This is a genomic window from Marnyiella aurantia (assembly GCF_014041915.1).
Classification (GTDB): domain Bacteria; phylum Bacteroidota; class Bacteroidia; order Flavobacteriales; family Weeksellaceae; genus Marnyiella; species Marnyiella aurantia.
Map to the genome: position 1 here is coordinate 60,344 of NZ_CP059472.1, position 24,975 is coordinate 85,318.

A 24,975-nucleotide genomic window follows, 5' to 3' on the forward strand; every position below is an offset into this window, starting at 1 on the left:
TGAAACGCGCCGAAAGGCGCGTTTTTAGTTTGAATTATACCGGAATTTATTCTCCGTCCTCGTATTGCTCCAGATAGTACGAAAAGCCAAAGTCTTCAACTTCATCTTCCGCATCCTCCATAGTTAGGAGCAGATCCTCAAATGTTTCCAGCTGGTCTACCGTCATATTTACAAATTCAAGATGGACGGGTTGCTCGGCCTGTCCCGTTATGAAATCATAAAAGGCATCCAGATTATCCCCAAAATCCGGCGGTATAGACATTTTTTCTTTTACCTGAGCATAAAAATCCTCGAAATCACCAATATTACTAAAGTCAATATATACTGTTTTCATGTTCTCCATCTGCTTCGTTTCCTTTATTTAATGTTAATTCTGATTTATTTCTGTTTCTGAAAAGTTTTATAGTGGTCCGTTGTCAGCCATACTTCACCATCCGGGGTATATACGATGCGCTGAGCATTTCTGTTTCCACATGTATAATTTACATCTGCTTCATAATACTTTTTACCCGCGGGCAGTTTCTTTTCCCTGTTGCCGAATTTGTCGCCGCCGATAGCTTTGCCCGGAAGGATATCGCAAAGGTTTCCTTCCGAAGCAATCCAGCCTTTTGCACGTGCTTCATTCTTTGTCAGATAATATTTCGGCAGACTGCGGTTAGTCTTCACATAACTGATCACCCGGCCGGCTTCTGTGAGTGCATCAATATCTTCGTTGGCGGAATTCTGATCCTTCCGCTGTTCAGTTTGGTGATCCGCTCCACTATTTTCACCTTCCGCATTACTATCATTTACGTAGTACATTATGAGATATGCGGTAAGCAATCCGATAATGAAAATAAGGAAGAGTTTGAAATTATCTTTGCGCATGAATACTGGCTGACAGAATTTTAATACATCTGACTAAATAATTAAGGGTGTATGTTTTATCCCGGTAAAATTTAACCGCGCCATTCCTCAGGTATATCACATACCGGTATGGGCTGTATCTTATGCTGGGCGGCTTTATTCATCTTCTGAAATATTTTAAATACTTCGAGATCCCTGCCTGAGTAGTCTTCTTCGGTCTTGGTTCCCCATTCTTTCTGGATCTTTTCCAGTTCGGGATAGGAGGCCCCAATTTGCTGTTCGTCGGTACGCTCGGTATTCCAAAGACCGTCTGTAGGAATGGCATTCTGAATGGATTCCACAAGATCGAGTGATCTGGCAAGTTCATAAACTTCGGTTTTATAAAGGTCGGCTATTGGTGAGACGTCTACACCGCCGTCGCCGTATTTTGTATAAAAACCGATGCCGAAATCTTCCACCTTATTACCCGTCCCACAAACCAAAAGCCCGTGTATCTGTCCGTAATAATACAGTGTAAGCATCCTTAAACGGGCTCTTGTATTAGCCAGAGCCAACTGCTCGTTAGGGAACTCTGTTGCGTCTGCGTTGAAGGACTTATAAAGGTCACCGAAAGCGGGAGTGAGGTCCACCGTTGCAGCTTCTATATTGTTAAATTTACCTTTCAGGAAATCAATGTGTTCCCAGGCACGGCTCACATGCTCCGCATTCTGGTGTATGGGCATTTCCAGCAGCATTGTTTTCATACCTGTCATTGCGCAAAGTGTGGACACTACTGCCGAGTCCACTCCGCCTGAGATACCCACAATGTATCCCTGGACCCCGGCCTGCTCTGCGTAATCTTTAAGCCAGGTAACAATTCTTTCGGTTACTTTTTCAGTCTGCATGAACGTTGTTTTATGCATTGGGATGAATTGGACAATCCTTAAAAATTCATTATTTTTGTAAAAATATAAAATTAATTGTCACCAACACGGCAATGTTCCGAAATTGAATTTAAAAATGACCAATAGAAAAAGTACACCTTTAAAATACTCTTCCTCCGTTATACGTGGCGCGGTGGGTTCCCTGGTTCTTGTTTTCTCACTTAGTTTTCTGCAAAACTGTACTAAAGAAGATAAGAATATTTGGGACATCGAAATTGAGCAGCCTGCAGGTAAAATCATAATCACCGATATTTCTAAAGAGTTTTTTGCCCCAGACGTTAGTATGGAGCAGTTTAAGCAAAAATATCCCTGGTTTCAGGGTTCTGTGAGCGACGAAGATTTTGTTAAACGTCGGAATAATCCGGAGGAGGCGAAACTTTACCGTGAAGCTGCCGCAAAGGTGGATCTTAACCTTTTGGGAACCGACCTGGCAGGTCTTTTCGCCCGGGTGAAATATCATTTTCCAAATTTTGCAAACCCTAAAGTCTATACTTTTTCGTCCAGCACGCAGATGTATGAGGAGCCAGTTATCTATGACCCTCAGCAGGGTTTTCTTTTCATCGATATTTCAGGATTCATGGGGTCTAAAAATGAATATTACAAAGGAATTGAAGAGTACTTCAAGGTATCTATGAATGCCGAAAACATCATCCCGAAAACATCAGAAGCCATTGCAATAAGCATCGTACCTTTTGACAAAACTTCGCAGAAATTTCTGGATCAGATGGTGTATAACGGCAAAATTATGACTTTGCAGGATGCTTTCCTTCCTCATTTGCCGGATCATCTTAAAATGAACGCTACGGCAGAACAATATGAATGGAGCAGTGCCAGCGAAGTGAGTATCTGGGATTATTTCATCGAGAATGATTATCTGTTCAGCCCGGACCCGCGCCTTACGGAAAGATTTATTAACCCGGGACCGTTCTCAAAATTCTATACTGATGTAGATAAGCAGTCGTCGCCGAGGGTCGGTGTTTTCACAGGTTGGCAAATCTGCAGAAAATTTTATGAGAAGAACCCCAAAACTCCGATTAGCGATTTTCTGGCGATGAGCGCTACGGATTTATTTAACAAATCAGAATACAAACCTAAAAATTAATGCGGGATCGGTTCTCAGTCACATACAGAGAATTCCCCCGAAAATTATACAATGAAGAAGACTCAAATCATATTAGATGTGGAATTGGATGAAAACCATATTCCCGAAAAAATGACCTGGAATGCCCAGGACGGTGGCATCCAGGCCCAGGAAACCAAAGCTGCAATGATTTCCGTTTGGGATGACAAAACTATGGAAGCATTAAGAATAGACCTTTGGACAAAGGAAATGCCTGTAGACCAAATGAAAATGTTCCTGCACCAGATGCTTATCTCACTCAGCAACACCTATAAAACGGCCACAGGTGAAGAAGATGTAGCCCAGTGGATGGAGGAAATGGCCGAAGAATTTGCCGTGAAATCAGCGATTAAAATGTAATACCGGCAGGATAATCACGTCAGCTAAACTGTGGCACTTCTTTTCCTGATCACCCAATCATCGCATTGTCAAATTAGTAAATCAGCAAATTAACAGATATGAATTTCAACACTAAAGTAATACACGGCGGACAGCAGCATGAACCTACTACAGGTTCTGTAAATGTTCCGGTTTTTTTAACATCTACTTTTGCCCAGACCTCTCCGGGTGTGCATTCCGGATATGAATATTCCAGAGCAGCCAATCCAACAAGACAGGCTTTGGAGGACAGTCTTGCCAGCATTGAGAACGGTGCCCGCGGTTTGGCTTTCGGCTCCGGTCTTGCTGCGATAGACTGTGTTTTAAAACTTCTCAATCCCGGCGACGAGATTATTGCTGTAGATGATCTTTATGGCGGAACTTACCGAATGTTTACCCGCCTTTTTGATAAATATCAGCTTAAGTTCACCTTCGTGAATTTTGATGATGTTTGCAAAATAGCAGAACTGATCACCGATAAGACAAAACTTATTTGGGTGGAAACACCTACAAATCCACTCATGAAACTGGTGGACATCAAGGCGGTAACTGAACTTGTGAAAGGGAAGGATATTCTTGTAGCGGTAGACAATACTTTTGCTACGCCGTATCTCCAGCGTCCGATTGATTTAGGTGCTGATATCGTTATGCACTCGGCTACAAAATATCTTGGAGGTCACTCTGATGTTATTGCCGGAGCGCTTGTTGCTAAAACGGAGGAGCTCGGGGAAAAACTGCATTTTATTCAGTTCGCCAGCGGTGGTATTTTGGGTCCGCACGATTCGTATCTTGTTCTCAGGGGCATAAAAACCCTGGCACTCCGGATGCAGCGCCATTCCGAAAACGGTAGGGCAGTAGCCAAATATCTGGAATCCCATCCAGCGGTAGAACGTGTGATCTATCCCGGTCTGGAATCTCATCCTCAGTATGATCTTGCGAAAAAACAAATGAAAGATTTTGGTGGAATGGTCTCATTCACCTTTAAATCCGGTAAGAAAGAAGATGCCGTGAAATTTTTGGAGAAGGTAAAGGTGTTCACGCTGGCTGAGTCCTTAGGAGGTGTGGAATCTTTGGCGAATCATCCAACACTTATGACCCATGCGTCCATTCCGGAAGATAAGCGTGCCGAGCTTGGTATTACAGACGATCTTGTACGGCTCAGCGTTGGTATTGAAGATAGTGAGGACCTGCTGGCAGACCTCGAAAGAGCTTTCAAATAAACATAAACCTTCAGAGATTTAAAATCTCTGAAGGTTTTTTTAATTTTAAACCATGACTGATTTCGAAAAATACATTCAGCGCTATCTGGATCTGATTCCTTCCCCAGACTGGCTTACTGAAATGCGCAATTCCTGTGGTAATACAGTGGCAGTCTACAGCTCATTTTCCGAGATTCAGGCTGACTACACCTACGCGGAGGGAAAGTGGACCCTGAAGGAAGTGCTTCAGCACATCATTGATGCCGAGAGAATTTATTCGTACCGTGCCCTTCGTTTTGCACGTCGCGATAAGACCGTCCTTCCGGGTTGGGATGAGGTAAGTTATGGTGAGACTTACGAACTGGTCAACAGAAGTCTCAGCAGTTTAATGGAGGAGTTTGAAGTGGTGAGGAAATCAACTTTACTGTTCTTTGAAAATCTGGAAAAGACGCAGCTTGCTGAAAGTGGGCGGGCTAATGAAAACGAAATGACTGTAGAACTTCTCGGAAAACTTATCATCGGCCATAATATTCATCATCTGAATGTGATTGATGAAAGGTATATTCCCAACATAAATCAACAGAAATGACCTGTCCTTGCTGTTCAAATCTCTCCTACCAACACTGCTGTAAGCCCTGTCACACCGGTGAAAAGTATGCGCCTTCAGCGGAGGCACTTATGCGTTCCAGGTATTCAGCTTTTGCAATTCCCGATGGAGGCTATCTTTTGGAAACAACATTGCCCTCCAAAAGAAAATTTCACAATAAAAAAGATCTTCAGGAATGGGGTGAAATCAATGAATGGCTAAAACTGGAAATTATACGGAAACCGGCGAAAGATAAAGTGGAGTTCAAGGCCTGGTATAAAGATGAAGAAGGTACACTTCAGTTACATCATGAGCTTTCGCTCTTCAAATTTGTTAATGGGCGCTGGTTTTATGTATCAGGAAAATTCTTAGAATAGGCTACAGTTCGCCATTCTTCTTTTTCTGCCTCAAAACGTAAATATAGAGGCTCTCAACTTTCGTGCGTGCCCAATCAGTTTTTCGGAGAAATTTAAGCGATGAATTTATGCTGGGATTATCTGTGAAACATTTAATACTGATCTGTTCGCCTAACTTTTCAAATCCGCCGTAATAGTCCACCAGCTCCTCCAGTATCGCATCCAGACGCTTTCCGTGAAGGGGATCTTTCTGTTTCTGTTCCATCCGGTAAAAATAAGGTATTACGGCATCTTATCCAATTACCACAACATATCCGCCAATTATGCTAATTTTGCCACCGTAATAACCAATTTTGATTCATGCAGAACCTTATTGATACCCTGAAATCAGGCGGAACCATTCTTTATCCTACGGACACCATCTGGGGTCTGGGCTGTGATGCTACTAATGTAGACGCTGTTCAGAAAATATTCGAAATCAAGAAACGCGACCGTTCCAAATCAGTTATTATTCTTGTTGAATCTGAAAAACGCCTGCAGGACCTGGTGGAGGTACCGGAAGTAGCCTGGGAAATTATGGATCTTTCCGAAAAGCCCGTCACTCTTATTTACGATGATCCCAAGGGCTTACCAAAAGAACTCTTGGCAGAGGATGGGAGTATCGGTATCCGTTTGGTAAAAGATAATTATTTAAAGAAGCTCATCGGCAAACTGAATAAACCTTTGGTTTCTACTTCAGCAAACTTCAGCGGAGAAAAGTCACCAATGAAATATTCCGATATTTCTGAAGAGATCATTGCTGCCGTAGATGCTGTTGCCGAAGAGAACCACGATTCAGTTTCAGAATACGCGGGATCATCTGTTATCCGCATTTGGGCAGACAGTCGTGTAAAGGTGATCCGCGAGTAGTAGTTGGTTTTCATTTTGCTACTGGTTCAGCAGAGTTTTTAAATGAATACACGACTTTTTTCAAAGGCTGTCACGGAACGCTGGAAGCTTCATTAATGTGTAAATCCAGTCAGAATTTGCGTAATGAACGCTTTTAAATACCTTTGCAAAAAATCTGAGCGCACGCTTTCTATCAAATGAAAATCAACCTTATCCAAAATATAAATTTCAAACTTTTTAAGCAGGTTTCCGAAGTCGCACATCAGAACAACCAGTCTGTATACATCGTAGGCGGCTACGTTCGCGACCTTTGGATGGGCAGGAAGGCACCTACTGACATTGATTTCGTGACGGAAGGCAACGGGATGGATCTTGCCAGAGCAGTAGCCAATGAAATTAACCCCAAGCTGAAAGTTTCGGTTTTTAAAACCTACGGTACGGCAATGTTTCGTCACAACGGTCTGGACCTGGAATTTGTGGGTGCCAGGAAAGAAAGTTACGCCGAGCATTCCAGGAAGCCAGATGTGGAAACCGGTACTCTGGAAGATGACCAAAAGCGCCGTGATTTCACCATCAACGCGCTGGCAGTCTCACTGAACAAAGAAAACTTCGGAGAACTGATTGATCCGTTCGAGGGAATTGCAGATATATCTGATAAAATTATCCGGACACCTTTAGAACCCAGCCAAACGTATTCGGATGATCCACTGAGGATGATGCGGGCAATACGCTTTGCATCAACCTTAAACTTTGAGATTGAAAACGAGTCACTTCAGGCTATAAAATTGGAAGCAGGCAGGATTAAAATTGTTTCCATGGAACGCATAATGGTGGAATTTAACAAAATCATGCTTTCCGAAAAACCGTCTGTTGGACTGAAACTTCTGGCTGATACCGGACTTTTGGATTATATCATGCCGGAGCTTACTGCTTTAAAGGGAATTGAGGAAGTAGAAGGCCAGACTCATAAAGACAATTTCTGGCACACGCTGGAAGTAGTTGACAATATTTCCAGAAATACCGATAATCTCTGGCTCCGCTGGGCGGCTCTGCTGCATGATGTAGGTAAAGCTCCAACCAAGAAATTTGTAGAAAAGATCGGATGGACATTCCACGGTCATGAATTCCTGGGTTCCAAAATGGTAAAATCTATCTTCCAAAGGTTAAAACTGCCCATGGGTCCGGATATGAAGTACGTACAGAAACTGGTGAAACTGTCTTCCCGCCCTATCGCACTGATTGACGACGGTACTTCGGATTCTGCACTGCGCCGGCTGCTGTTTGATTCGGGCGAGGATCTGGAGGATCTTTTTACGCTCTGCAAAGCTGACATTACCACTAAGAATTCCCACAAACAGGAAAAATTCAAAAAGAATTTCGAATATGTTGCTGTTAAGATAAAGGAGGTTGAAGAAAAGGATCAGGTGCGTAATTTTCAGCCGCCAATCACCGGCGAGGAGATTATGGCATTATTCAACCTGAAACCCGGCCGGGAGATTGGGATATTGAAAGAGAGGAAGCTATCCTGGAAGGAGAAATTACAAATGATAAAACCGAAGCGCGTAATTTCGTGATTACACAGGGCAAAGAATTGGGTCTGGTACCTACTGCCTGATTAGGTTGGAATGTAAAAACACTTTTAAGATTAATTTAACCTTTGATTTGTTCTGATGCTGTCTGAATTTTTGGTAAATTTGATTTAATCAAAAAATAAAATAACGCTATGGCAGATATTACATTAAAAGGGAACAGTATTAAGTCGGTTGGAAACTTACCGGAAGTTGGAAGCACATTACCTGACTTCTCTTTGGTAGACAGCAGTCTGAATGAGAAACGTTTGAAGGATTTTGCAGGCAAAAGGAAGATCTACAATATTTTCCCGAGCATCGACACAGGAATCTGCGCTGCATCAGCACGAAAATTTAACGAAGAAGCTGCCGGTTTGGATAATACAGTAGTTATTAATGTATCCAAAGACCTGCCGTTTGCCTTAGGCCGCTTCTGCGCTGCCGAAGGCTTGGACAATGTAGAGTCGCTATCGGACTTCAGGTCTACATTTGGTGATGATTTGGGGGTTACGCTTGCAGATTCTCCAATGAAAGGTTTGCTTAGCCGTGCCGTAATAGTTACTGATGAGAATGACAAAGTAATTTATACCGAGCAGGTACCGGAGATTGTTCATGAGCCTAATTATGAAAACGCACTGAACGCTCTTAAATAAAAGACCCGGTTAAAAAAGTAAACGCAAAGAAATTTGCGTTTTTTTTATCAATATAATATGAAACGCTCTGGCTCCGCAGATTTACCGCTACACTATGGTCAGGTCCCGCCCTGGCTCTATGAGCGTATGTCCAAACTGGGCCTGGCCGTCGTTGAGGTTATATTAAGTGATTATGGAAAAGATGAGGTTATCAGACGGCTTAGTGATCCGTTCTGGTTTCAGTCTTTCGGCGCTGTAATGGGAATGGACTGGCATTCGTCAGGTATTACAACCTCCGTAATGGGTGCGCTGAAAAGAGCCGTCAATCCGAACTCCAGAACGCTGGGCATTTATATCGCAGGCGGAAAAGGTAAATTTTCTCTCGAAACCCCCGCAGAACTGCTGAGAATCTCGGAAAATACCGGCCTTAACGGAAATGAACTCGTCAGGGCAAGCAAACTTTCGGCGAAGGTGGACAATACTGCGGTACAGGATGGCTATCAGCTGTACACTCACAATTTCATACTTAATGACGAAGGTCAGTGGGCAGTGATACAGCAGGGCATGAATACGCAGGACAAAACTGCGCGCAGATATCACTGGCATTCGCAAAGCCTGAAATCTTTTGTGGAGGAACCGCATACCGGAATAGCCGGAATAAACCGCGGCCGCATTCTGAATCTTACCTCGGGCAGTGCTGCCGGAAACCGTGCAGGTATTATGGAAATTACCGGGACCCCTAATGAAAAGATACTTCAGGACTTTTCCAGGCTTATCCTGCCCGCACACCACGATGTCCGCGCGTCTGACGTGAATATGAAAAGACTGGGTGCCTTGCTGCACATGACCAGGGAAGTACCGCCGGAGAATTTTGAAGAGCTGTTACTGCTGAAAGGTGTGGGCCCGCATACCCTGCAAAGTCTGGCATTGGTGAGTGAGGTCATCCACGGCGCACCTTCGCGCTTTAAGGATCCCGCAAGGTTCTCTTTTGCGCATGGCGGAAAGGACGGACATCCGTTTCCGGTTCCGCTCGATATTTATGATGAAACGATCAGCATTCTTCAAAAAGGTATTGAAAAGTCCAAACTTGAGAATTCCGATAAATTGAGATCCGTTGAAAAGCTCCACCGTATCATTGCGAACGCTGAAAAGAATTTCACTCCGTCCTTCGACCTAAATGAAGTTATTGGAGAAGAACGCAGCAACTCGTGGAAGTACGGCGGAAAGACTGTTTTTGGAGATGCCAAAAAACCTGCGGGTCAGGGTGGGATTCAGCTTTCAATGTTTTAATTTTATATCTGTGAAAAAGTCATTGCAGCATATTTACTCCCACTTCCTCCTCAGCCAGGAGAATGTGCGCGAAATTATGGATGCTCACGATGAGGTCAACATTACTAAGGGTGACATATTGCTTAGTGAGGGCCAGATTGCAGCGGCTTATTATATTGTTGAAGATGGCCTGGTCCGTGCCTATGTAAATGGTTTGGACGGCTCGGAGATTACTACGGAGTTTTTTATTGAAAATGAAATTGTAATTATTCCTTCATCCTTATTTCAAAAAATTCCTTCTGCAGAAAATGTTCAGGCAGTCACCGACTGTACTTTGTTTAAGATCGACTATGAAAAATTTCAGGAACTCTTCCACCGCCAGGAAGGTCTGCGGGAGTGGGGCAGGGCATGGTTCTCCTATCAGCTTTTTACGATGAAGCAGCGGTCTCTGGATATGATTACTGAAACAGCATCCGCCCGATACCTTAAACTCATGAAAGACAAGCCGCAAATTATCAGGCAGGCGCCTTTAAAACATATCGCAACCTATCTGGGCATCACCGACACATCGTTAAGCAGGATCCGAAAGGAGATTATCGCGAAATAGTTTTCTTGTCCTATGGCAAGCCGGGTATTTGGCTGTGTTCTCTAACTTTGATTGATGCTAAAGTAAAAACATCATGGACAAGCCCAATTCAACAAAACTCGAAATTATAGTTCCTGCATTCAGGATGCATTCCCAAAGTTTCAAAAATGCCCTGGACGGTATTTCTGAAGAAAGTGCACTCCGCAGAATTGATAATGTAACCAACCACGTGGTCTGGATGGCCGGAAACCTGGTGAAATGCCGCTATTGGCTGGCAGATTTGCTGCGTTTAGAAGTTAAAGATCCTAACGGCAAACTATTCCATGAGGGTCGTGCGCTGGACGAAAACCTGAGCTATCCTACACTTGAGGAACTGAAGAAGAACTACGCTGTGATTTCACCTCAGGTATATCAGAAACTTTTACAGGTAACAGATGAACATTTGGATTCACCATGCGACTTTGGGATGCGAATTCCCTTTGTAAAGGAAAATGTACTCAATATGATAGGTATGTGCATTGGCCGCGAAGATTATCTGCTGGGTCAAATCGGCCTTATGCGCAAACTGCTAGGCTTAAAAGGAATGAGCTATGATCTGGATGAAAGCCTGAACTACTGATTTGCGGTAAAATTCGCATGCTGATTATACATACCCAGCTCAAAAACTCAAAAAATGGATAACAAAGAAATTGCCAGACAGTTTTTCGAAAACCTGTTCGTAAACAACAATAAAGCCTATGAGGTTCTGGCAGATGACGTTCGTGTGGACTGGCCAGGATTCGGCATGGAAACGCTTGTGGGCCGCGACAGTCTGCGCAAATTTATGGATGACAGCGGACCGGACAGGGTCGTGGATATGCAAATCAGGAATCTCCTTGCCGAAGGCGATACTGTAATTGCGGCAGGAAGCATCAGTACCGAAACAGCCGGTAAGACGGAACGTTCCCATTTCGCAGATGTGTATACGGTACAGAATGGAAAAATCACCGCTCTGCAAAGCTATATGGTCTTCGACAAAGGAAATGATAAAGACTAAACAAAAAAATATAATCATGGCAAAACTAAATCCTTACTTAAATTTTGACGGTACCGCACTGGAAGCTTTTACCCTTTATCAAAGTGTTTTCGGGGGAGAATTTGTGGGCGGAATAATGCGGATGGGTGATGCACCGGGCACTGAGAATCTTCCTGAAGACGAAAAGAACCGGATTATGCATATCGCATTACCGATAGGTGGTGACTTGCTTATGGCTTCTGACGTTAGCCCCAGTATGGGACAGCGCGTTACCGCCGGCAACAGCAATTATATTTCGATTTTTACTGAATCCCGTGACGAGGCTGACCGTTTTTTTAATGCACTTTCCGAAGGCGGCGAGGTGGAGATGCCCATGGAAGATCAGTTCTGGGGCGACTACTTCGGCAGCTTTCGCGACCGTTTCGGGATTCACTGGATGATTAACCATAACGACAGTGTTCAAATTTGAGAAAATTTACATCTAAGTTTGCATCGCTAAAATCGTAGGTAGTTCTTTTACCGCTGCAACACGTTGGTATCTTATTATAAACTGGAAAGTGAAAAAATTGCGCGGACTTGGAACATACCGCAATTTTTCATACTTTTAAAAGAAAAAATATGGAGCCCATTAAGATTGATATTACCATTTTGGAACCTGTACAGAAAGTTTGGGATTATATGAATGATCCAAAACACATTACCAAATGGAGTTATGCCCATGATACATGGCAGTGTACCAAGGCAGAAAACTCATTGGTTGTGGGGGGCAAACTCAAAATACGTATGGAGGCCAAAGACGGAAGTTTTGGTTTTGACTACGAAGGTATTTATGATGAGATAGTTTTGTTTGAAGCCATTAAATATCATCTGACAGACGGGAGGAAAGTAGAAGTTTACTTCAATAAAATAGATGAAAAGACCACCGAGGTGGTGCAGATCTTTGAGCCGGAAGAGCAGAATTCACGCGAAATGCAGCGGGACGGTTGGTATGCCATCCTGAACAACTTTCATAAGTATGTGGAAAATCACTAAATGTTGTTTTTTCGCTGCTGTATTATTCACCTTCGCTTCCTGTGATAAAAAAGTAAGTAAAAAAACAGAGGTACCAAACAGAACAGATTCTGCTTCAAAGCAGGAAGTAAATAATGCGGCTCTTGTGGAGCAGGTTGAATATGAAAAGTACACCGGTGCCTGGTTTACGGTGGAGTTTCCGGGAAACTTTTCGGTAACGCCCTCCCTGCAGTCTACAACCCGTACAGAAGGATATGACAGTGTTGTGTTTACATCTCCAGACGGTAAAGTACAGTTCTATATTTTTTCCCCTCAGTGGAGTGGAATTGCTACAGATATTGCATTGCAGGCCGGCGAGGAGGAAACAGAACACACCACGGACACCGAGAATGGACTCACTGTGGAAAGGTGGACAATAAAGGCTGATAACGGTCAGTATTCCCGGTCCTATGAATCCACATCTGAAACTGGTGGTATAAATAAGATTTTCGGGATACTGTATTTATCGTCAGAGGACCTTGAGCGATACCGTGCAGAATACCTTCATTTTAAAAACTCGCTTCAGCAATATGCAGACTAACGATGAGTGAAGTTGATCAGTATATCAACCGTTTTCCGCCGGAGGTTCAGGAGATTTTGCAAAAGATCCGTACTCTGATACTGGAAAATGTTCCGCTCGCAGAGGAAAGGCTTGCTTATGGATTGCCAGGGTATTATTTATTGGGCAAACCACTGGTTTACTACGGCGCTTTTTCGAAACATATTGGATTTTACGGCACGCCTGATGGTCATGTGCATTTTGGAGAAGAATTGTCAGCGTATAAACAGGGAAAGGGCTCTGTGCAGTTTCCCTTGACCGGTGAAATTCCCTACGGACTGATTGAGAAAATAGTTAGTCTCCGCGTAAAGCAGATTAACTCCAACAACTAATTTTTTTATTCTGTTATGAAAAATAACATTTTCCCATGCCTCTGGTTCAACGGTGATGGCAGAAATGCTGCAGATTTTTACTGCCAAACTTTTGCCGGTAAAATTAGTGTAGATGCAGAATACGTCATCAACATTGAGCTTTTCGGCCAAAAACTGATGATTCTGGATGCAGGGCCACAGTTTGAAAAGAATGCCTCCATTTCCTTTATGGTCCTTTGTGAAAGTGAAGAGGAGGTGAACAGTTATTGGCAGGCACTTGCAGAAGATGGGCTGGTACTTATGGAACTTGGCGAATATCCATGGAGTAAAAAATATGGCTGGGTGCGGGACCGGTTTGGCGTAACCTGGCAAATATATCTCGGCGAAAAGCAGGGAACCCAAAAAATGATACCTACCTTGATGTTTCTTCATGAAAATAATGGTCGTGCAAAAGAGGCAATGAAATTTTATACACAAACGTTTCCTTCTTCCCAAATGGGCCGCATTTTGAAGTATGGAGACGGTGTGGGTAATGAATCACACGAAATTCCGGAACATATTCAGCATGCCCATTTCGAACTGGACGGTTATTCATTTTTTTGTATGGACAGTTCCCATGATCATAAATTTGACTTCAGTGAAGGGATTTCAATTGTTGTAATGACGGATAATCAGGAAGAAACAGACCGCCTTTGGAATGCTCTCGCCTTAGATGGTGGACAAGAATCCATGTGTGGATGGCTCAAAGATAAATTTGGTGTAAGCTGGCAAATCGTCCCGAAAAGGTTGTTGGAACTGATGAATGGTTCAGACCGCGAAAGAGGTGCAAATGTGGCGCAGGCCATGATGCAGATGCGGAAAATTGAGATTGCTGAACTGGAGAAAGCTTATGTTTTGTAAAGAAAGAATATGAAGCTACTCACTTTTAACATTACGATTGAGGCAGCACCGGAAAAAGTTTGGAATATTCTATGGAATGAGCATTCTTACAGCCGGTGGACGTCGGTCTTCCAGCAGGGTTCAAGGTACGAAGGTAATCTGGAAGAAGGAAGCATTGTCCGGATGTGTGATTCTGTGAGTAACGGTATGTATAATCTGGTTCTGATCAATACGCCTTACAGCCAGATGAAATTTAAACATCTGGGTTGGCTTTATGATGGAGTAGAAGATCCGCAGGATTGGCCAAATTCAACAGAGTCATACCAACTTCAGGACTTGGGAGGCGAAACTCAGCTTACCGTTACGGTAAACGCTCTGGAGGAGTTCCTGGATTTCTTCAACAGTAATCTTCCGAAAGCCCTGGTACAGATTAAAGTTTTGGCAGAGCAATAAACAAAAAACAATATATTATGGTCACACTATCACATTCAATAGACATTAAGGCTCCGGCAAAAAAAATTTGGGACGTTCTTTGGAATTCCGATTCGTATTCGGAATGGACTCAATTTTTCAGTGAGGGATCGCAGTACCGGTCAGACTGGGAAGTTGATGGCCGCACTTACTTTATGGATAAATCCGGCAGGAATGGTATGGTATCTACAATCGACAGTCTGCGCATACCTTACGAAGTTGTTTTTAAACATCTTGGCCTGCTCCAGGATGGTGTGGAGGATACCAAGTCCAGGGAAGTGATGGAATGGAGTGGTGCCCAGGAGAAATATTTCCTTACCGAGTTTGAAGGTTTTACCAAACTTGTGGGCGAGGTTCAAACATCTGAAATGCATGAAGAGCATATGAGAGGCGCCTTCGAAAAAGGCTTCGAAGTTGTAAAACAGATTGCAGAGAAAGGCTAAGCTGTACCACGATAATATTGAACAGTTTGCTGCAGGAAATTTCCTGTGGCTTGTTTTCTTTCCGTTATTCAACATCATTCTCAAAATATAGTCTGAAAAAAATCCCGATATTTGCAGTGCGACAATGCACGGCTCTGCTAATTTTGCACGAGGTGCTACAATAGAATTTTACGTAAATCAAACAGAAATAAATGAAGATTTCGAATAACTGGCTGAAGGATTATATAAAAACTGAACTTAAACCCGAAAAAACCGCAGATTATCTAACCGATATCGGTCTGGAGGTTGAAGGTATAGAAACTTTTGAAAATATAACAGGCGGTTTGGAAGGCATCGTAGTGGGAAAAGTACTCACCTGCGAAAAGCATCCAAATGCCGACAAGCTGAGTATTACTACAGTGGATACTGGTGGTGAGCCGCTTCAGATTGTGTGTGGGGCTCCTAATGTCGCAGCTGGTCAAACGGTATCTGTTGCTGTACCTGGAACCAGAATTCACACAAAGGACGGAAGCTTCTTTGAAATTAAAGAAACCAAAATCCGTGGCGAAAAGTCACAGGGAATGATTTGCGCCGAAGACGAAATCGGTTTGGGCAACAGCCACGATGGAATTATGGTGCTGGACGGTTCCAAGTATGTAATTGGGACGCCGTTTGCCGATTATTTTCATATTGAAAAAGATCATATCTACGAAATAGGTCTTACCCCTAACCGCACCGACGCAATGTCGCATTATGGAGTGGCGCGTGACCTGAATGCCTTCCTGCTAACCAACGGTCTTAAATCTGAGTTTGAAAAAGCAGCTTTACAGCCTATACTGTTCTCCGGAAGTAACGACTTTCAGATCGAGGTCCAGGACTCTGCTCTGTGTCCACGCTACATAGGTGCCATAATCGAAGGTGTGACTGTAGCGGAATCACCGGAATGGCTTAAGAACAGACTGCAGAGTATCGGTATCGGCTCCACAAATAATGTTGTGGATGTAACAAACTATATTCTGCACAGTTTCGGTCAGCCTTTACATGCATTTGATGCCGACAAAATTTCAGGTAATAAAGTAGTGGTAGGTCCAACTTCAGCGGGAACTGCTTTCACTACCCTGGATGGCATTTCCCGTAAACTGAACGGATCAGAAATTATGATTAAAGACGGCAATGGCGAGCCTTTGTGTATTGCTGGGGTGCTGGGCGGTGTTGAGTCCGGCGTTTCGCAATCCACTAAGACTGTATTTCTGGAAAGTGCCTATTTCAATCCGGTAGCAGTACGAAAAGCTGCAAAGGCCCACAGCATAAATACAGATGCTTCCTTCCGGTTTGAAAGAGGTGTGGATCCGGCGATGACAGTAACCGCACTTACCTATGCGGTGAAGATGCTCGAAGATCTTGCCGGAGGAAAACTAACCGGCAGCCTGCTGGAACATTATCCTGAAAAAATTGAGGATCACTATATTATCCTGAGATTTTCACGCATTGAGCAACTTCTCGGGACTAAGATTCACCGTGAGAAGGTGAAGGAAATCCTTAAAGCGCTGGAAATTACCGTCCTTAATGATATCCAAAACGGTCTGGAAATCTCCGTACCTGCATATCGTGCCGATGTTACCCGTGAGGTAGACGTCATCGAGGAGATATTGAGGATTTACGGGTATAACAAAATTGAAACTCCTAAGAAAAATTCTTATACATCAGTACAGCTGCCTGTTCAGGACCGTGCCCAGCTGGAAAATTCGTGGGCGGCCACGTTACAGGGCAACGGTTTTAATGAAGTGATGAATAACTCCCTTACGAGTGTGAAGAACACCGATGAGGCCGTTAAGCTTCTCAATCCACTCAGCAACGATCTGGCATATATGCGTAAATCAATGCTGGAAGGGCTGTTGGAAAATGCAGCGTATAACATTAACCGTAAATCGGCTGATCTCAAGTTCTTTGAATTGGGAAATATTTATCACAAAAAAGAAAAATACACGGAACGCAGGCAGCTGGCCATCCTAATTACCGGACGCGAAAAAGCCGAAAACTGGATTGTTCAGAAATCTGCTACAGATTTTTACCATCTTAAAGGTTATGTGAACCTGCTCTTGGATCATTTAGGCATTAAGATGGAGGAAAAACCTCTTGAAGACGAACGGTTTTCCGAGGCGCTGGAAATTGTTTCCGGTGGCCGCACCATTGCGCGTCTGGGTAAGGTGTCCGCACAGATGTTAAAGGACAGTGATTTGGACCAACTCTGCTATTATGCCGAAATTGAGCTGGAGAGTGCACAGGAGCTTCGCCAAAAGGGAACCTTTAAGTTCGCTGATCTTCCACGATTTAATAAAATCCGAAGAGACTTGGCGTTGCTTGTAGATAAATCGGTGTCTTACAGTGATTTGCATGCTGTTGCGGTAAGAAGCAAGTCTGCTTACCTGAGAAATGTCAATCTTTTTGATGTTTATGAAGGTAAAAATTTGCCTGAAGGCAAAAAGTCATACGCGATGAGCTTTGAATTACTGAGTGAAGAAAAAACTCTTGAAGAAAAAGAGATCTCTGCACTTATGAACTCTCTTATTAAAAGCTTTCAGAAGGAATTCAACGCAGAGTTGCGTGGATAGTCAATAGAAAAGAACAGGAGCGGACCTACGGAATTGTGTCTTCTGCATGGAGCTCTTGAATATTAATTTAAAAGAATAAAGAAATGAAGAAGTATATCATTACAGCCCTACTATCTGCCTCAGTAATTTCGTGTGGAGTATTGAATACTCCTTTGAGCACTGCCAATCAGCCTTCACTAAACGAGACCCAGTGGCAGCTGGCGGAAAATGTAAAAGGAAAAGTGCCAACTCTGAAGGTACAGTCCGGAAAGATTACAGGAACGGGAGGCTGCAACAATTATTTTGGTGAGCTTAGTACAGAAGCCACTACAGGTGCATTTTCTGCTTCAAAAATAGGATCGACCAAGATGGCCTGCGATTCCATGGCTTCTGAATCGTCATTTTTCAATATGCTTTCCAGCGTAAATAAATATCGGGTTGTGGGAAACACCCTGGAGCTTTACCAGAACGGCTTACTCCTGTTGAAATTCAACAGAATACAATAATAAAAAAAAGGAACTCAGCTGAGTTCCTTTTTTTATTCTTCGTCTTCCTCGTCATCGTACTTAGCGAGTTCTTCATCACACCACGTAAAGGCCTGTTCTACCACTTTTGTAGCTTCCTCGGCCATGGATTCCTCATCGTCCCCTTCCAGATCGTCCAACCATTCTACTTCTTCTTCCTCCACATTCAGGATGAATCTTGGGTATTCTGTATGTACTACAAAAAGGTCTTCCGGCATTTCGGAATTATCTGCTAATAAAAACTTAGGTAATTTCATTTTCTTAATGTTTTAAACTTCTCAAAGATAATAAATTTATTGAAAGTTATTCTCGTGTATCTTAATTTTTGTCAATGCACGATGCGGTGTAAGTGTTTCTTTTTTGAGCGTATCCAACGGATTTTTGGTAAAGCGGACTTTTGGGTTCACAGTGCTTATGAGTTCAGCAATTTGCGATTCCCTGCTGTCCATATCATCATTTATATAAAAATTGATGTTGGTATCTAACCTGTTCTCGGCTTCGAGATATTCCGTGATTATTTTGCGGTTTTCCAGGTAATCCGCACGGGATAACAAGATAAATACAGCACCTGTAAACAGGCTCAGGATTGGGACAGCATACGTTAATGTCCCTGAAGCTCTGTACAGTTTCCTGAAATACAGCATCCAAAGGGGTAGCGCGAACGGGGCGAGAAGCCAGTAATCCAGCGGTGTAATTCCATAAAAATACTGGATGAAGAAAGAACAGGCAATGCCCATAACGCCGCACGCCATCAGAAATTTTTCGGTCTCAGATATCCCCGCTTTAATTACGAGTACAGTAAGAAGCGCTATGTTGATCGTTCCGATTCCGTAAATCATAAAGTTAATCACTCCTCCGCCTGGATTTGCAATATGTATAAAGGGATTGAATGTTGTAGCCAGACCTTCATACAATTCCACCAAAAGCCTTGAAGTAGGATGTAAACCAATCTCCAGGAACGAATCCACGTACTTTTCGTTAAAATAATCGATGAAAGTTAATTTGTATATCACGACAAAAACAAATCCGGCAGTACCTGAAAATATAAATGCAGGTCCATACCTTTTCCGGCGGTTTATCAGACCGAAAAGCATGGCGGTAGCCATGAAAAAAAGGCCGGGATACCGTATGTTGAATAATAGGATGAGCATAAAACTTAGCCAAAAAAAAGCTTTCCAGCCCTCTAACTGCCCCACAATTACCTGTCGGCCAACAAATAGGAAAACAAAAACAAAAGGCAGCATCATTGCTTCACTCATTGTGTAGCCAAAGAGGGATACCAGACTGAAAAGTGCACAGGTCATAATGATTTCACGAAGATAGAACTGCTTTTTCCAGGCAAACCATATGATAAAGCCGAAGGCCAGGACGCCAAGAAGTTTGCTCGCCCAAAATTCGTCCAAACTGAAATAGGTAAAAAACCGGATTCCCAGCGGATAACCCATTGGCGTGGTGGTATTATCGATTTCCGGAAAGAGGTGGGCGCTGCGCATAAAGCGTACAGAGTCTGGATTCACCCTGCCTTTTTCATTTAATAGAAAACGAAGAAAGATCATCACCAAAGTGGTGATGATCATTATAATCTGTATTCTGTTTTCCAGAATCCTTTTTCTCATTACATTTATTTAAGGCCGCTGCAAGCTATTTTAGAAATGCTGCCGCCACTTTTTCTGCTTTTTTGGATTCAGCATAATCGTAGAAACCTTCGCCTGACTTCACGCCCATTTTACCGGCAGTAACCATATTTACGAGAAGTGGGCATGGAGCATACTTTGGATTTTTGAAGCCGTCGTGCATTACATTCAGAATAGCCAGACATACATCCAGACCTATAAAATCTGCCAGTTGCAGTGGTCCCATTGGATGAGCCATTCCCAACTTCATCACTGTATCAATTTCCTCTACTCCGGCTACACCGTTGTACAGTGTTTCTATCGCTTCATTTATCATGGGCATCAAAATTCTGTTCGCCACAAAACCCGGATAATCGTTTACCTCTACAGGGACTTTGCCTAAAGCTTTGCTTAACTCAAAGATCTCACTAAAAGTCTCTTTTGATGTGGAATACCCTTTAATGATCTCAACAAGTTTCATGATCGGTACAGGATTCATGAAGTGCATTCCTATCACTTTTTCCGGTCTTGAAGTTACCGAAGCAATTTTGGTGATGGAAATGGAAGAAGTGTTGGTAGCCAGGATGCAGTTTTCCGGCGCCAGTTCATCCATCTGTCTGAATATTTTAAGCTTAAGGTCTATGTTTTCAGTAGCTGCTTCAACAATCAGGTCCGCATCCTTTGCAGCCTCTTCCAGCGTGGTAAAAGTAGTGATGTTGTTAAGCGTGGTGGATTTTTGCTGCTCAGTCAGGTTGCCTTTTGCAATGATCCTGTCCAGGTTGGATGTGATCGTTTTAAGTCCGCGGTCCAGTGCTTCCTGCGAAACATCTACGAGACTTACCTGATAACCGGTTTGTGCAAAGGTATGCGCAATTCCGTTTCCCATAGTTCCCGCGCCAATGATTACGATTCTTTTGTTCATAGGTTTGTTTTATATCTTTTAATTAGTAATTTTTTGTGTATCGTTTCTTTTCTTCCAGCAGTACAGCGTCCTGTTCAGAGGTCCTGAATTTCGTTTTTATATAACTGCGCTTGCCGTCGATTCTGTTGTTAAAGACCGAAAAGTGCAGATGCGGACCGTTGGAAAAACCCGTGCTTCCGCTGTACCCGATGTGTTGGCCGCGTTCCACTTTACTGCCTGGCCTCACTATGCTGCCGTTTTGCTTCAGGTGCGAGTAGTCTGCGAATGTACCGTCGCTGTGCATGATCAGTATATAATTGTTAAACCGTGCGCAACTTATATCGGGGCAGTTACGGTTATTGCTTTCCTCTACCTCAACCACTGTGCCTCCCCGGGCGGTAAAAACCTTTTCGCCCTCTTCAAGTGAAAAATCCAGTGCTGCAGAATTCTGATGCGAAAACTTACCGTTGTAACCCTGAAAGATGAGTTTTGTTTTTCCTTTTTCGAAGGGCAGCCAGTAAATAAGGTTATCATCATGAGCCGATGCTGTAACATCTCCAAAATTATAAGTATTGGTATAGCTGAAACTGTTACCCAAATCAGCCTTTATGACTTTAACTTTGGCAAGCAGGAACTTTTTAGTTCGTGCAGGAATAACCACTGATTTACCATTTGCCAGAGTAGAAATCATATTGTTCAGTTTAAAATCAAACATTGCAGACATTGGCATATGTTCATTATTGTCTGCGTAAATTTCAACCTCACGGCCTTTAACCTCATTATAAAATTTTATATCCCATTTCTGCTGGGCAAACGCTGTTATAGACGAAAGGATTAGAAAAGCAAGAAGAATCCTCGTTATAAAGGGACAGAAATACTGCGCTGCCAAGCTGGAGTGATTATTTTTCATATTTGGTCATGCCGCTAAAATGCTGCCATACTTTCATTGAAATGTCTGATATAATTTTACAGTTCACAGCATCAGTTTCCCTGGAATCCGAAATAAAAATACTAAGAGCGTACTGATCTCCGCTCGGCAGTGTAATAATGCCTGCATCATTTTCAGCACCGGTAAGCCCGGCTGAATTTTTACCTGATGATCCTGTTTTATGAGCCACCGGAGTGCCCGCCGGCAGCTGGTCCTTTATTTTATTCAGGCCGGTTTTGGTTCCCAGCATTACTTTCCACAAAAAATCTGTTGATTTAGCTGATACCATTTTGCCTTCCTTAAACTTCTTCAGCACTGTATTCATAGAATTTGTAGTGGTATAGTTCGTATACTGCACGTTCCAGTCACGGTGCATTTCCTCTTCATTAGCTTTTATTGAAAAGTCGGAAATTTCTTTTGTATCCATAAAATTTTGAACGGCTTCTGTACCGCCAATAAGTCTAAGAAGTATATCACAGCCGTTATTGTCACTTTCAGCAAGAGTATAACGGATGATTTCTTGCAGCGGTAGTGAAATGTTACCTTCCGGATATTTGTTTCTGATGGGACTCCACGTGTTCTCCAACAAATCCGCTTTTTTGATGAAAATTGGCTGATCCAGGGAAAGTTTTCCATTGTCTGCGGCATCCAGAACTGCCAATGCAATGTGAAATTTAAAAACACTCTGCATCGGAAGTTTTTTGTCGCCGTTAATGTCCACATTGTAGGACTCGCCCAGTTTGAGAACAGATACAGCTACAGTTGCATCTTTTCCTTTTATGATCCGTTCTATATCACCTTTTAAGTTCTGGGCATAAATCCCGGCGGCCAAAAGGAGAAAGCTAAGAATAAATGTAACTTTCATCATCCTTTAACTTATCAGTCTTACTATTTCCAGTGCAACCCTCAGCGCCTCAGTTCCGTCTTCCAGTGAAACTTCTACCGCCTTGTTTTCGGTTACAGCATCTGCAAAACTCTCAAGTTCATCCAGAATAGCATTATTGGTCTGAATATTGGGATATTCGAAAATGATCTGATTTTTTTCGCCCTCGGCATTTTCAATGATCATATCAAAATCATTCGGGAATTCGGGAGCAGGCTTCATGCGGATTACTTCAGCTTTCTTTTCAAGAAAATCTACCGAAATATAAGCGTCTTTCTGGAAAAATCTCGATTTCCTCATAGACTTCATTGAGATCCGGGAGGTGGTAAGATTAGCCACACATCCGTTTTCGAACTCAATTCGCGCATTGGTAATATCCGGTGATTTGGAAACGACGCAAACACCGGATGCATGGATGTTTTTTACAGGCGATTTTACGATACTGAGCAGGATATCCAGATCGTGGATCATAAGGTCCAATACTACAGAAACATCCGTTCCGCGGGGATTAAACTCGGCCAGTCGGTGAATCTCAATAAACATTGGATCCTGAATGTATTTTCGGGCACCGGTAAATGCCGGGTTATATCTTTCCACATGGCCTACCTGCGCTTTAATATTGTTTGTGCGGCAAAGCTGCAGTATTTCTTCAGCCTGCTCCAGGGTTTGCGTTACAGGCTTCTCTATAAAGAAATGCAGGCCGTTTTCTATGGCTTTTTTAGCATAGCTGTAATGAAAAAGGGTAGGAGTTACTATGTCCAGCATCTCCACCCTCGCCAGTAAATCGTCCAGATTACTATAGTAGCGGTAGCCAAATTCCTTTTCCAGTTTTTGGCCGTTTTCCGGATCGGCATCATAAAAACCTATAAGGTCATATTTTGAAGACTGTTGCAGCAGTCTGAGATGAATTTTACCTAAATGTCCGGCTCCCACTAAACCCGCTTTCAGCATAGAAATAAATTTCGGTAAATATAAGGAAAGTGACCGGACCGCTAAAACGCCATGCTCGCTGTAAGTACAGAGCACTGGTAGTGGCAAAAATGAGTAAAATTCCCTATGTTTGTCTCATGCAGGATTCATTTGTACATAAGGGAAAGCGAAAGATATTGATAAACTATCTGCAGGAAAAAATAGGCATTGGAGACCAGAACGTACTCAAAGCGATGAATACCGTGCCGCGACACCTCTTCCTTGAAAGTATTTTTGAGGACTTTGCCTATGAAGACCGTGCCTTTCCCATTTTGGCCAAGCAAACTATTTCTCACCCGTCTACAGTTGCCGAACAAACGGAACTTCTGGAGCTTTCGGCTAAAGAAAAAGTCCTGGAGATCGGTACTGGTTGCGGTTATCAGACTGCCGTACTTGTAACAATGGGCGCATTGGTATATACCGTGGAAAGGCAGAAAGACCTGTACGAGTTCTCCACCCGAAAACTGCGGGAAATGCATTTAAGACCAAGCTTTCAGAGTTTTGGTGATGGTTTTGCCGGACTCCCTTCCTTTGCTCCTTTTGATAAGATACTGGTTACCTGCGGTGCGGAAGTACTGCCAACTCAACTTCTGCATCAGTTAAAAGTAGGTGGCCGCATGGTGATTCCTTTGGGGAAAACTGAAGAGCAGATCCTCACAAGGTTCACAAAAAGGTCTGAGAAGGAATTTGAAAAAGAGGAATTCGGAGCCTATAAGTTTGTTCCAATGCTGAGCAGTACCAACCGCTGATTTATATTCTGTAATTTTTTTTTAGGATGCTGTAATGCGCCAAGGCTCTGATCCGGTAACTTTGAGTTATAAATTATTTATTATGGCAGAAGACAATAAAACCGAACAGGACCTGAAAATAGAGCAACTTAATTACCCTGCAAAAGAAGATATTTTCGAAAACGAAGAGCATATCCCAATTGATGGCGACGGTAATCCAGTGGAAGAAAGCGAACTGGTGGCCGAGTTGACTTCTGACGATCCGGCTGCGGATCTGGATATTCCGGGCGCAGAGCTTGATGATGACCAGCAGGAACTGGGCTCGGAAGATGAAGAGAATAATTACTGGAGTCTGGGTGGCGATAATCATGATGAGCCGCAACAGGACAATATCTGACACTAATCACAAAATTTATAAATATGGATTCTAATAATTTCAAAAAGTCGCAGGACGTAAACAATGCTGACCGTAATATAGAAAACAGGCCGGAAAATCTCGAGAATTACGACGAATATGTAAGCGAGTACCGCCGCGAAATGCGGGACACGAAACAGAATGCAACCCAGGAAGGCTTTATGACAAGAGCCAAAAATGACTGCCCACCCGATGCCTGGAACGATAAAAAGAAAGCTTATAACGATGCATGGGAAAACAATATGCACAATTCCCAGGCAGAAGATGACTTTTAAGTTGAAACCGGGCTAAGCATTGGGCCAATTAATACTGAATCCGCTTTTAGCGGATTTTTTTATTTTGTATTTTTGAAGAAATCAAATATT

Annotated in this window: 33 protein-coding genes and 1 pseudogene; 24 read left to right on the forward strand and 10 right to left on the reverse strand. The window is 43.0% G+C overall.

Going from position 1 to position 24,975, the window contains the following annotated elements:
• Positions 1–46: 46 nt before the first annotated feature.
• From H1R16_RS00270 to nadE, 3 genes are all read right to left on the reverse strand, one after another.
• Positions 47–334: a barstar family protein gene (locus H1R16_RS00270; protein ID WP_181886774.1), complete on the reverse strand. Its 288-nt coding sequence runs from the start codon at positions 332–334 to the stop codon at positions 47–49.
• A 44-nt stretch (positions 335–378) separates the two neighbouring features.
• Positions 379–867: a ribonuclease domain-containing protein gene (locus tag H1R16_RS00275; RefSeq protein ID WP_181886225.1), complete on the reverse strand. Its 489-nt coding sequence runs from the start codon at positions 865–867 to the stop codon at positions 379–381.
• Between the two features lie 71 nt (positions 868–938).
• Entirely contained in the window at positions 939–1,730 is a 792-nt protein-coding gene (gene nadE, locus H1R16_RS00280) for an NAD(+) synthase (RefSeq protein ID WP_181886224.1), read from the reverse strand.
• Between the two features lie 115 nt (positions 1,731–1,845).
• Between nadE and gldB the strand changes: the two genes are divergently transcribed.
• The 5 genes from gldB (at position 1,846) to H1R16_RS00305 (ending at position 5,429) form a co-directional block, all read left to right on the forward strand.
• Positions 1,846–2,871, forward strand: coding sequence for a gliding motility lipoprotein GldB (gene gldB, locus H1R16_RS00285; protein ID WP_228451038.1), 1,026 nt, complete (start codon positions 1,846–1,848; stop codon positions 2,869–2,871).
• Positions 2,872–2,922: 51 nt separating this feature from the next.
• Positions 2,923–3,249, forward strand: a complete 327-nt coding sequence (gene gldC, locus H1R16_RS00290) for a gliding motility protein GldC (protein ID WP_181886223.1) — start codon at positions 2,923–2,925, stop codon at positions 3,247–3,249.
• A gap of 98 nt (positions 3,250–3,347) precedes the next feature.
• Entirely contained in the window at positions 3,348–4,487 is a 1,140-nt protein-coding gene (locus H1R16_RS00295) for a cystathionine gamma-synthase (RefSeq protein ID WP_181886222.1), read from the forward strand.
• A 52-nt stretch (positions 4,488–4,539) separates the two neighbouring features.
• Positions 4,540–5,055, forward strand: a complete 516-nt coding sequence (locus H1R16_RS00300; protein WP_181886221.1) for a DinB family protein — start codon at positions 4,540–4,542, stop codon at positions 5,053–5,055.
• A complete protein-coding gene (locus tag H1R16_RS00305) occupies positions 5,052–5,429 on the forward strand; it encodes a YchJ family protein (protein ID WP_181886220.1) in 378 nt (125 codons plus the stop codon). Before H1R16_RS00300 ends, H1R16_RS00305 begins: the two co-directional genes overlap by 4 nt.
• 1 nt (position 5,430) lies before the next feature.
• On the opposite strand, the gene H1R16_RS00310 is transcribed toward H1R16_RS00305, so the two are convergent.
• Entirely contained in the window at positions 5,431–5,673 is a 243-nt protein-coding gene (locus tag H1R16_RS00310) for a VF530 family protein (RefSeq protein WP_181886219.1), read from the reverse strand.
• A gap of 95 nt (positions 5,674–5,768) precedes the next feature.
• On the opposite strand from H1R16_RS00310, the gene H1R16_RS00315 reads away from it, so the two are divergent.
• The 16 genes and pseudogenes from H1R16_RS00315 (at position 5,769) to H1R16_RS00390 (ending at position 18,155) form a co-directional block, all read left to right on the forward strand.
• Positions 5,769–6,317, forward strand: a complete 549-nt coding sequence (locus tag H1R16_RS00315; protein ID WP_181886218.1) for an L-threonylcarbamoyladenylate synthase — start codon at positions 5,769–5,771, stop codon at positions 6,315–6,317.
• Between the two features lie 176 nt (positions 6,318–6,493).
• Positions 6,494–7,911, forward strand: a pseudogene (locus H1R16_RS00320) (CCA tRNA nucleotidyltransferase).
• Positions 7,912–8,019: 108 nt separating this feature from the next.
• Positions 8,020–8,517: a thiol peroxidase gene (gene tpx, locus H1R16_RS00325; protein ID WP_181886216.1), complete on the forward strand. Its 498-nt coding sequence runs from the start codon at positions 8,020–8,022 to the stop codon at positions 8,515–8,517.
• A 57-nt stretch (positions 8,518–8,574) separates the two neighbouring features.
• Positions 8,575–9,786: a DUF763 domain-containing protein gene (locus H1R16_RS00330; protein WP_181886215.1), complete on the forward strand. Its 1,212-nt coding sequence runs from the start codon at positions 8,575–8,577 to the stop codon at positions 9,784–9,786.
• A 10-nt stretch (positions 9,787–9,796) separates the two neighbouring features.
• The gene (locus H1R16_RS00335) at positions 9,797–10,372 is read left to right on the forward strand and encodes a Crp/Fnr family transcriptional regulator (RefSeq protein WP_228451384.1); all 576 of its coding nucleotides are present in this window, start codon (positions 9,797–9,799) and stop codon (positions 10,370–10,372) included.
• Between the two features lie 73 nt (positions 10,373–10,445).
• Positions 10,446–10,970, forward strand: coding sequence for a DinB family protein (locus H1R16_RS00340; protein ID WP_181886213.1), 525 nt, complete (start codon positions 10,446–10,448; stop codon positions 10,968–10,970).
• 54 nt (positions 10,971–11,024) lie between these two features.
• On the forward strand, positions 11,025–11,387 hold the full coding sequence (locus tag H1R16_RS00345) for a nuclear transport factor 2 family protein (protein WP_181886212.1): 363 nt from the start codon (positions 11,025–11,027) through the stop codon (positions 11,385–11,387).
• A 16-nt stretch (positions 11,388–11,403) separates the two neighbouring features.
• On the forward strand, positions 11,404–11,835 hold the full coding sequence (locus H1R16_RS00350; RefSeq protein WP_181886211.1) for a VOC family protein: 432 nt from the start codon (positions 11,404–11,406) through the stop codon (positions 11,833–11,835).
• Between the two features lie 149 nt (positions 11,836–11,984).
• Positions 11,985–12,398, forward strand: a complete 414-nt coding sequence (locus H1R16_RS00355) for an SRPBCC domain-containing protein (protein ID WP_181886210.1) — start codon at positions 11,985–11,987, stop codon at positions 12,396–12,398.
• Positions 12,382–12,957: a hypothetical protein gene (locus tag H1R16_RS00360; RefSeq protein ID WP_181886209.1), complete on the forward strand. Its 576-nt coding sequence runs from the start codon at positions 12,382–12,384 to the stop codon at positions 12,955–12,957. The genes H1R16_RS00355 and H1R16_RS00360 overlap by 17 nt, the downstream gene beginning before the upstream one ends.
• Positions 12,958–12,959: 2 nt before the next feature.
• Complete coding sequence (locus H1R16_RS00365) at positions 12,960–13,307, forward strand: iron chaperone (RefSeq protein ID WP_181886208.1); 348 nt, start codon at positions 12,960–12,962, stop codon at positions 13,305–13,307.
• Between the two features lie 15 nt (positions 13,308–13,322).
• Positions 13,323–14,186 (forward strand): VOC family protein, encoded by an 864-nt coding sequence (locus H1R16_RS00370; RefSeq protein ID WP_181886207.1) that lies wholly within the window; start codon positions 13,323–13,325, stop codon positions 14,184–14,186.
• 9 nt (positions 14,187–14,195) lie between these two features.
• The gene (locus tag H1R16_RS00375) at positions 14,196–14,618 is read left to right on the forward strand and encodes an SRPBCC family protein (RefSeq protein WP_181886206.1); all 423 of its coding nucleotides are present in this window, start codon (positions 14,196–14,198) and stop codon (positions 14,616–14,618) included.
• 17 nt (positions 14,619–14,635) lie between these two features.
• Positions 14,636–15,079: an SRPBCC family protein gene (locus H1R16_RS00380; protein WP_181886205.1), complete on the forward strand. Its 444-nt coding sequence runs from the start codon at positions 14,636–14,638 to the stop codon at positions 15,077–15,079.
• 191 nt (positions 15,080–15,270) lie between these two features.
• Entirely contained in the window at positions 15,271–17,670 is a 2,400-nt protein-coding gene (gene pheT / locus H1R16_RS00385) for a phenylalanine--tRNA ligase subunit beta (RefSeq protein ID WP_181886204.1), read from the forward strand.
• Between the two features lie 83 nt (positions 17,671–17,753).
• On the forward strand, positions 17,754–18,155 hold the full coding sequence (locus tag H1R16_RS00390; protein ID WP_181886203.1) for an META domain-containing protein: 402 nt from the start codon (positions 17,754–17,756) through the stop codon (positions 18,153–18,155).
• A gap of 32 nt (positions 18,156–18,187) precedes the next feature.
• On the opposite strand, the gene H1R16_RS00395 is transcribed toward H1R16_RS00390, so the two are convergent.
• Genes H1R16_RS00395 through H1R16_RS00420 form a run of 6 tightly spaced genes read right to left on the reverse strand, consistent with a single transcriptional unit; the run spans position 18,188 to position 23,449 of the window.
• Positions 18,188–18,430: a hypothetical protein gene (locus tag H1R16_RS00395; protein WP_158063922.1), complete on the reverse strand. Its 243-nt coding sequence runs from the start codon at positions 18,428–18,430 to the stop codon at positions 18,188–18,190.
• 36 nt (positions 18,431–18,466) lie between these two features.
• On the reverse strand, positions 18,467–19,789 hold the full coding sequence (locus tag H1R16_RS00400) for a hypothetical protein (RefSeq protein WP_181886202.1): 1,323 nt from the start codon (positions 19,787–19,789) through the stop codon (positions 18,467–18,469).
• 25 nt (positions 19,790–19,814) lie between these two features.
• Positions 19,815–20,708 carry a 3-hydroxybutyryl-CoA dehydrogenase gene (locus tag H1R16_RS00405; RefSeq protein ID WP_181886201.1) on the reverse strand — a complete coding sequence of 298 codons (894 nt, stop codon included), beginning with the start codon at positions 20,706–20,708 and terminating at the stop codon, positions 19,815–19,817.
• Between the two features lie 22 nt (positions 20,709–20,730).
• A complete protein-coding gene (locus H1R16_RS00410; RefSeq protein ID WP_181886200.1) occupies positions 20,731–21,597 on the reverse strand; it encodes a M23 family metallopeptidase in 867 nt (288 codons plus the stop codon).
• The gene (bla, locus tag H1R16_RS00415; RefSeq protein WP_396652433.1) at positions 21,587–22,480 is read right to left on the reverse strand and encodes a class A beta-lactamase, subclass A2; all 894 of its coding nucleotides are present in this window, start codon (positions 22,478–22,480) and stop codon (positions 21,587–21,589) included. The genes H1R16_RS00410 and bla overlap by 11 nt, the downstream gene beginning before the upstream one ends.
• A 6-nt stretch (positions 22,481–22,486) precedes the next feature.
• The gene (locus H1R16_RS00420; protein ID WP_181886198.1) at positions 22,487–23,449 is read right to left on the reverse strand and encodes a Gfo/Idh/MocA family protein; all 963 of its coding nucleotides are present in this window, start codon (positions 23,447–23,449) and stop codon (positions 22,487–22,489) included.
• 116 nt (positions 23,450–23,565) lie between these two features.
• Between H1R16_RS00420 and H1R16_RS00425 the strand changes: the two genes are divergently transcribed.
• The 3 genes from H1R16_RS00425 to H1R16_RS00435 all read left to right on the forward strand — a co-directional run bounded on the left by H1R16_RS00425 (position 23,566) and on the right by H1R16_RS00435 (position 24,885).
• Positions 23,566–24,216 carry a protein-L-isoaspartate(D-aspartate) O-methyltransferase gene (locus H1R16_RS00425; protein WP_181886772.1) on the forward strand — a complete coding sequence of 217 codons (651 nt, stop codon included), beginning with the start codon at positions 23,566–23,568 and terminating at the stop codon, positions 24,214–24,216.
• A gap of 82 nt (positions 24,217–24,298) precedes the next feature.
• Complete coding sequence (locus tag H1R16_RS00430; RefSeq protein WP_228451037.1) at positions 24,299–24,592, forward strand: hypothetical protein; 294 nt, start codon at positions 24,299–24,301, stop codon at positions 24,590–24,592.
• A 23-nt stretch (positions 24,593–24,615) separates the two neighbouring features.
• The gene (locus H1R16_RS00435; RefSeq protein WP_181886197.1) at positions 24,616–24,885 is read left to right on the forward strand and encodes a hypothetical protein; all 270 of its coding nucleotides are present in this window, start codon (positions 24,616–24,618) and stop codon (positions 24,883–24,885) included.
• The last annotated feature ends 90 nt before the right edge of the window (positions 24,886–24,975 follow it).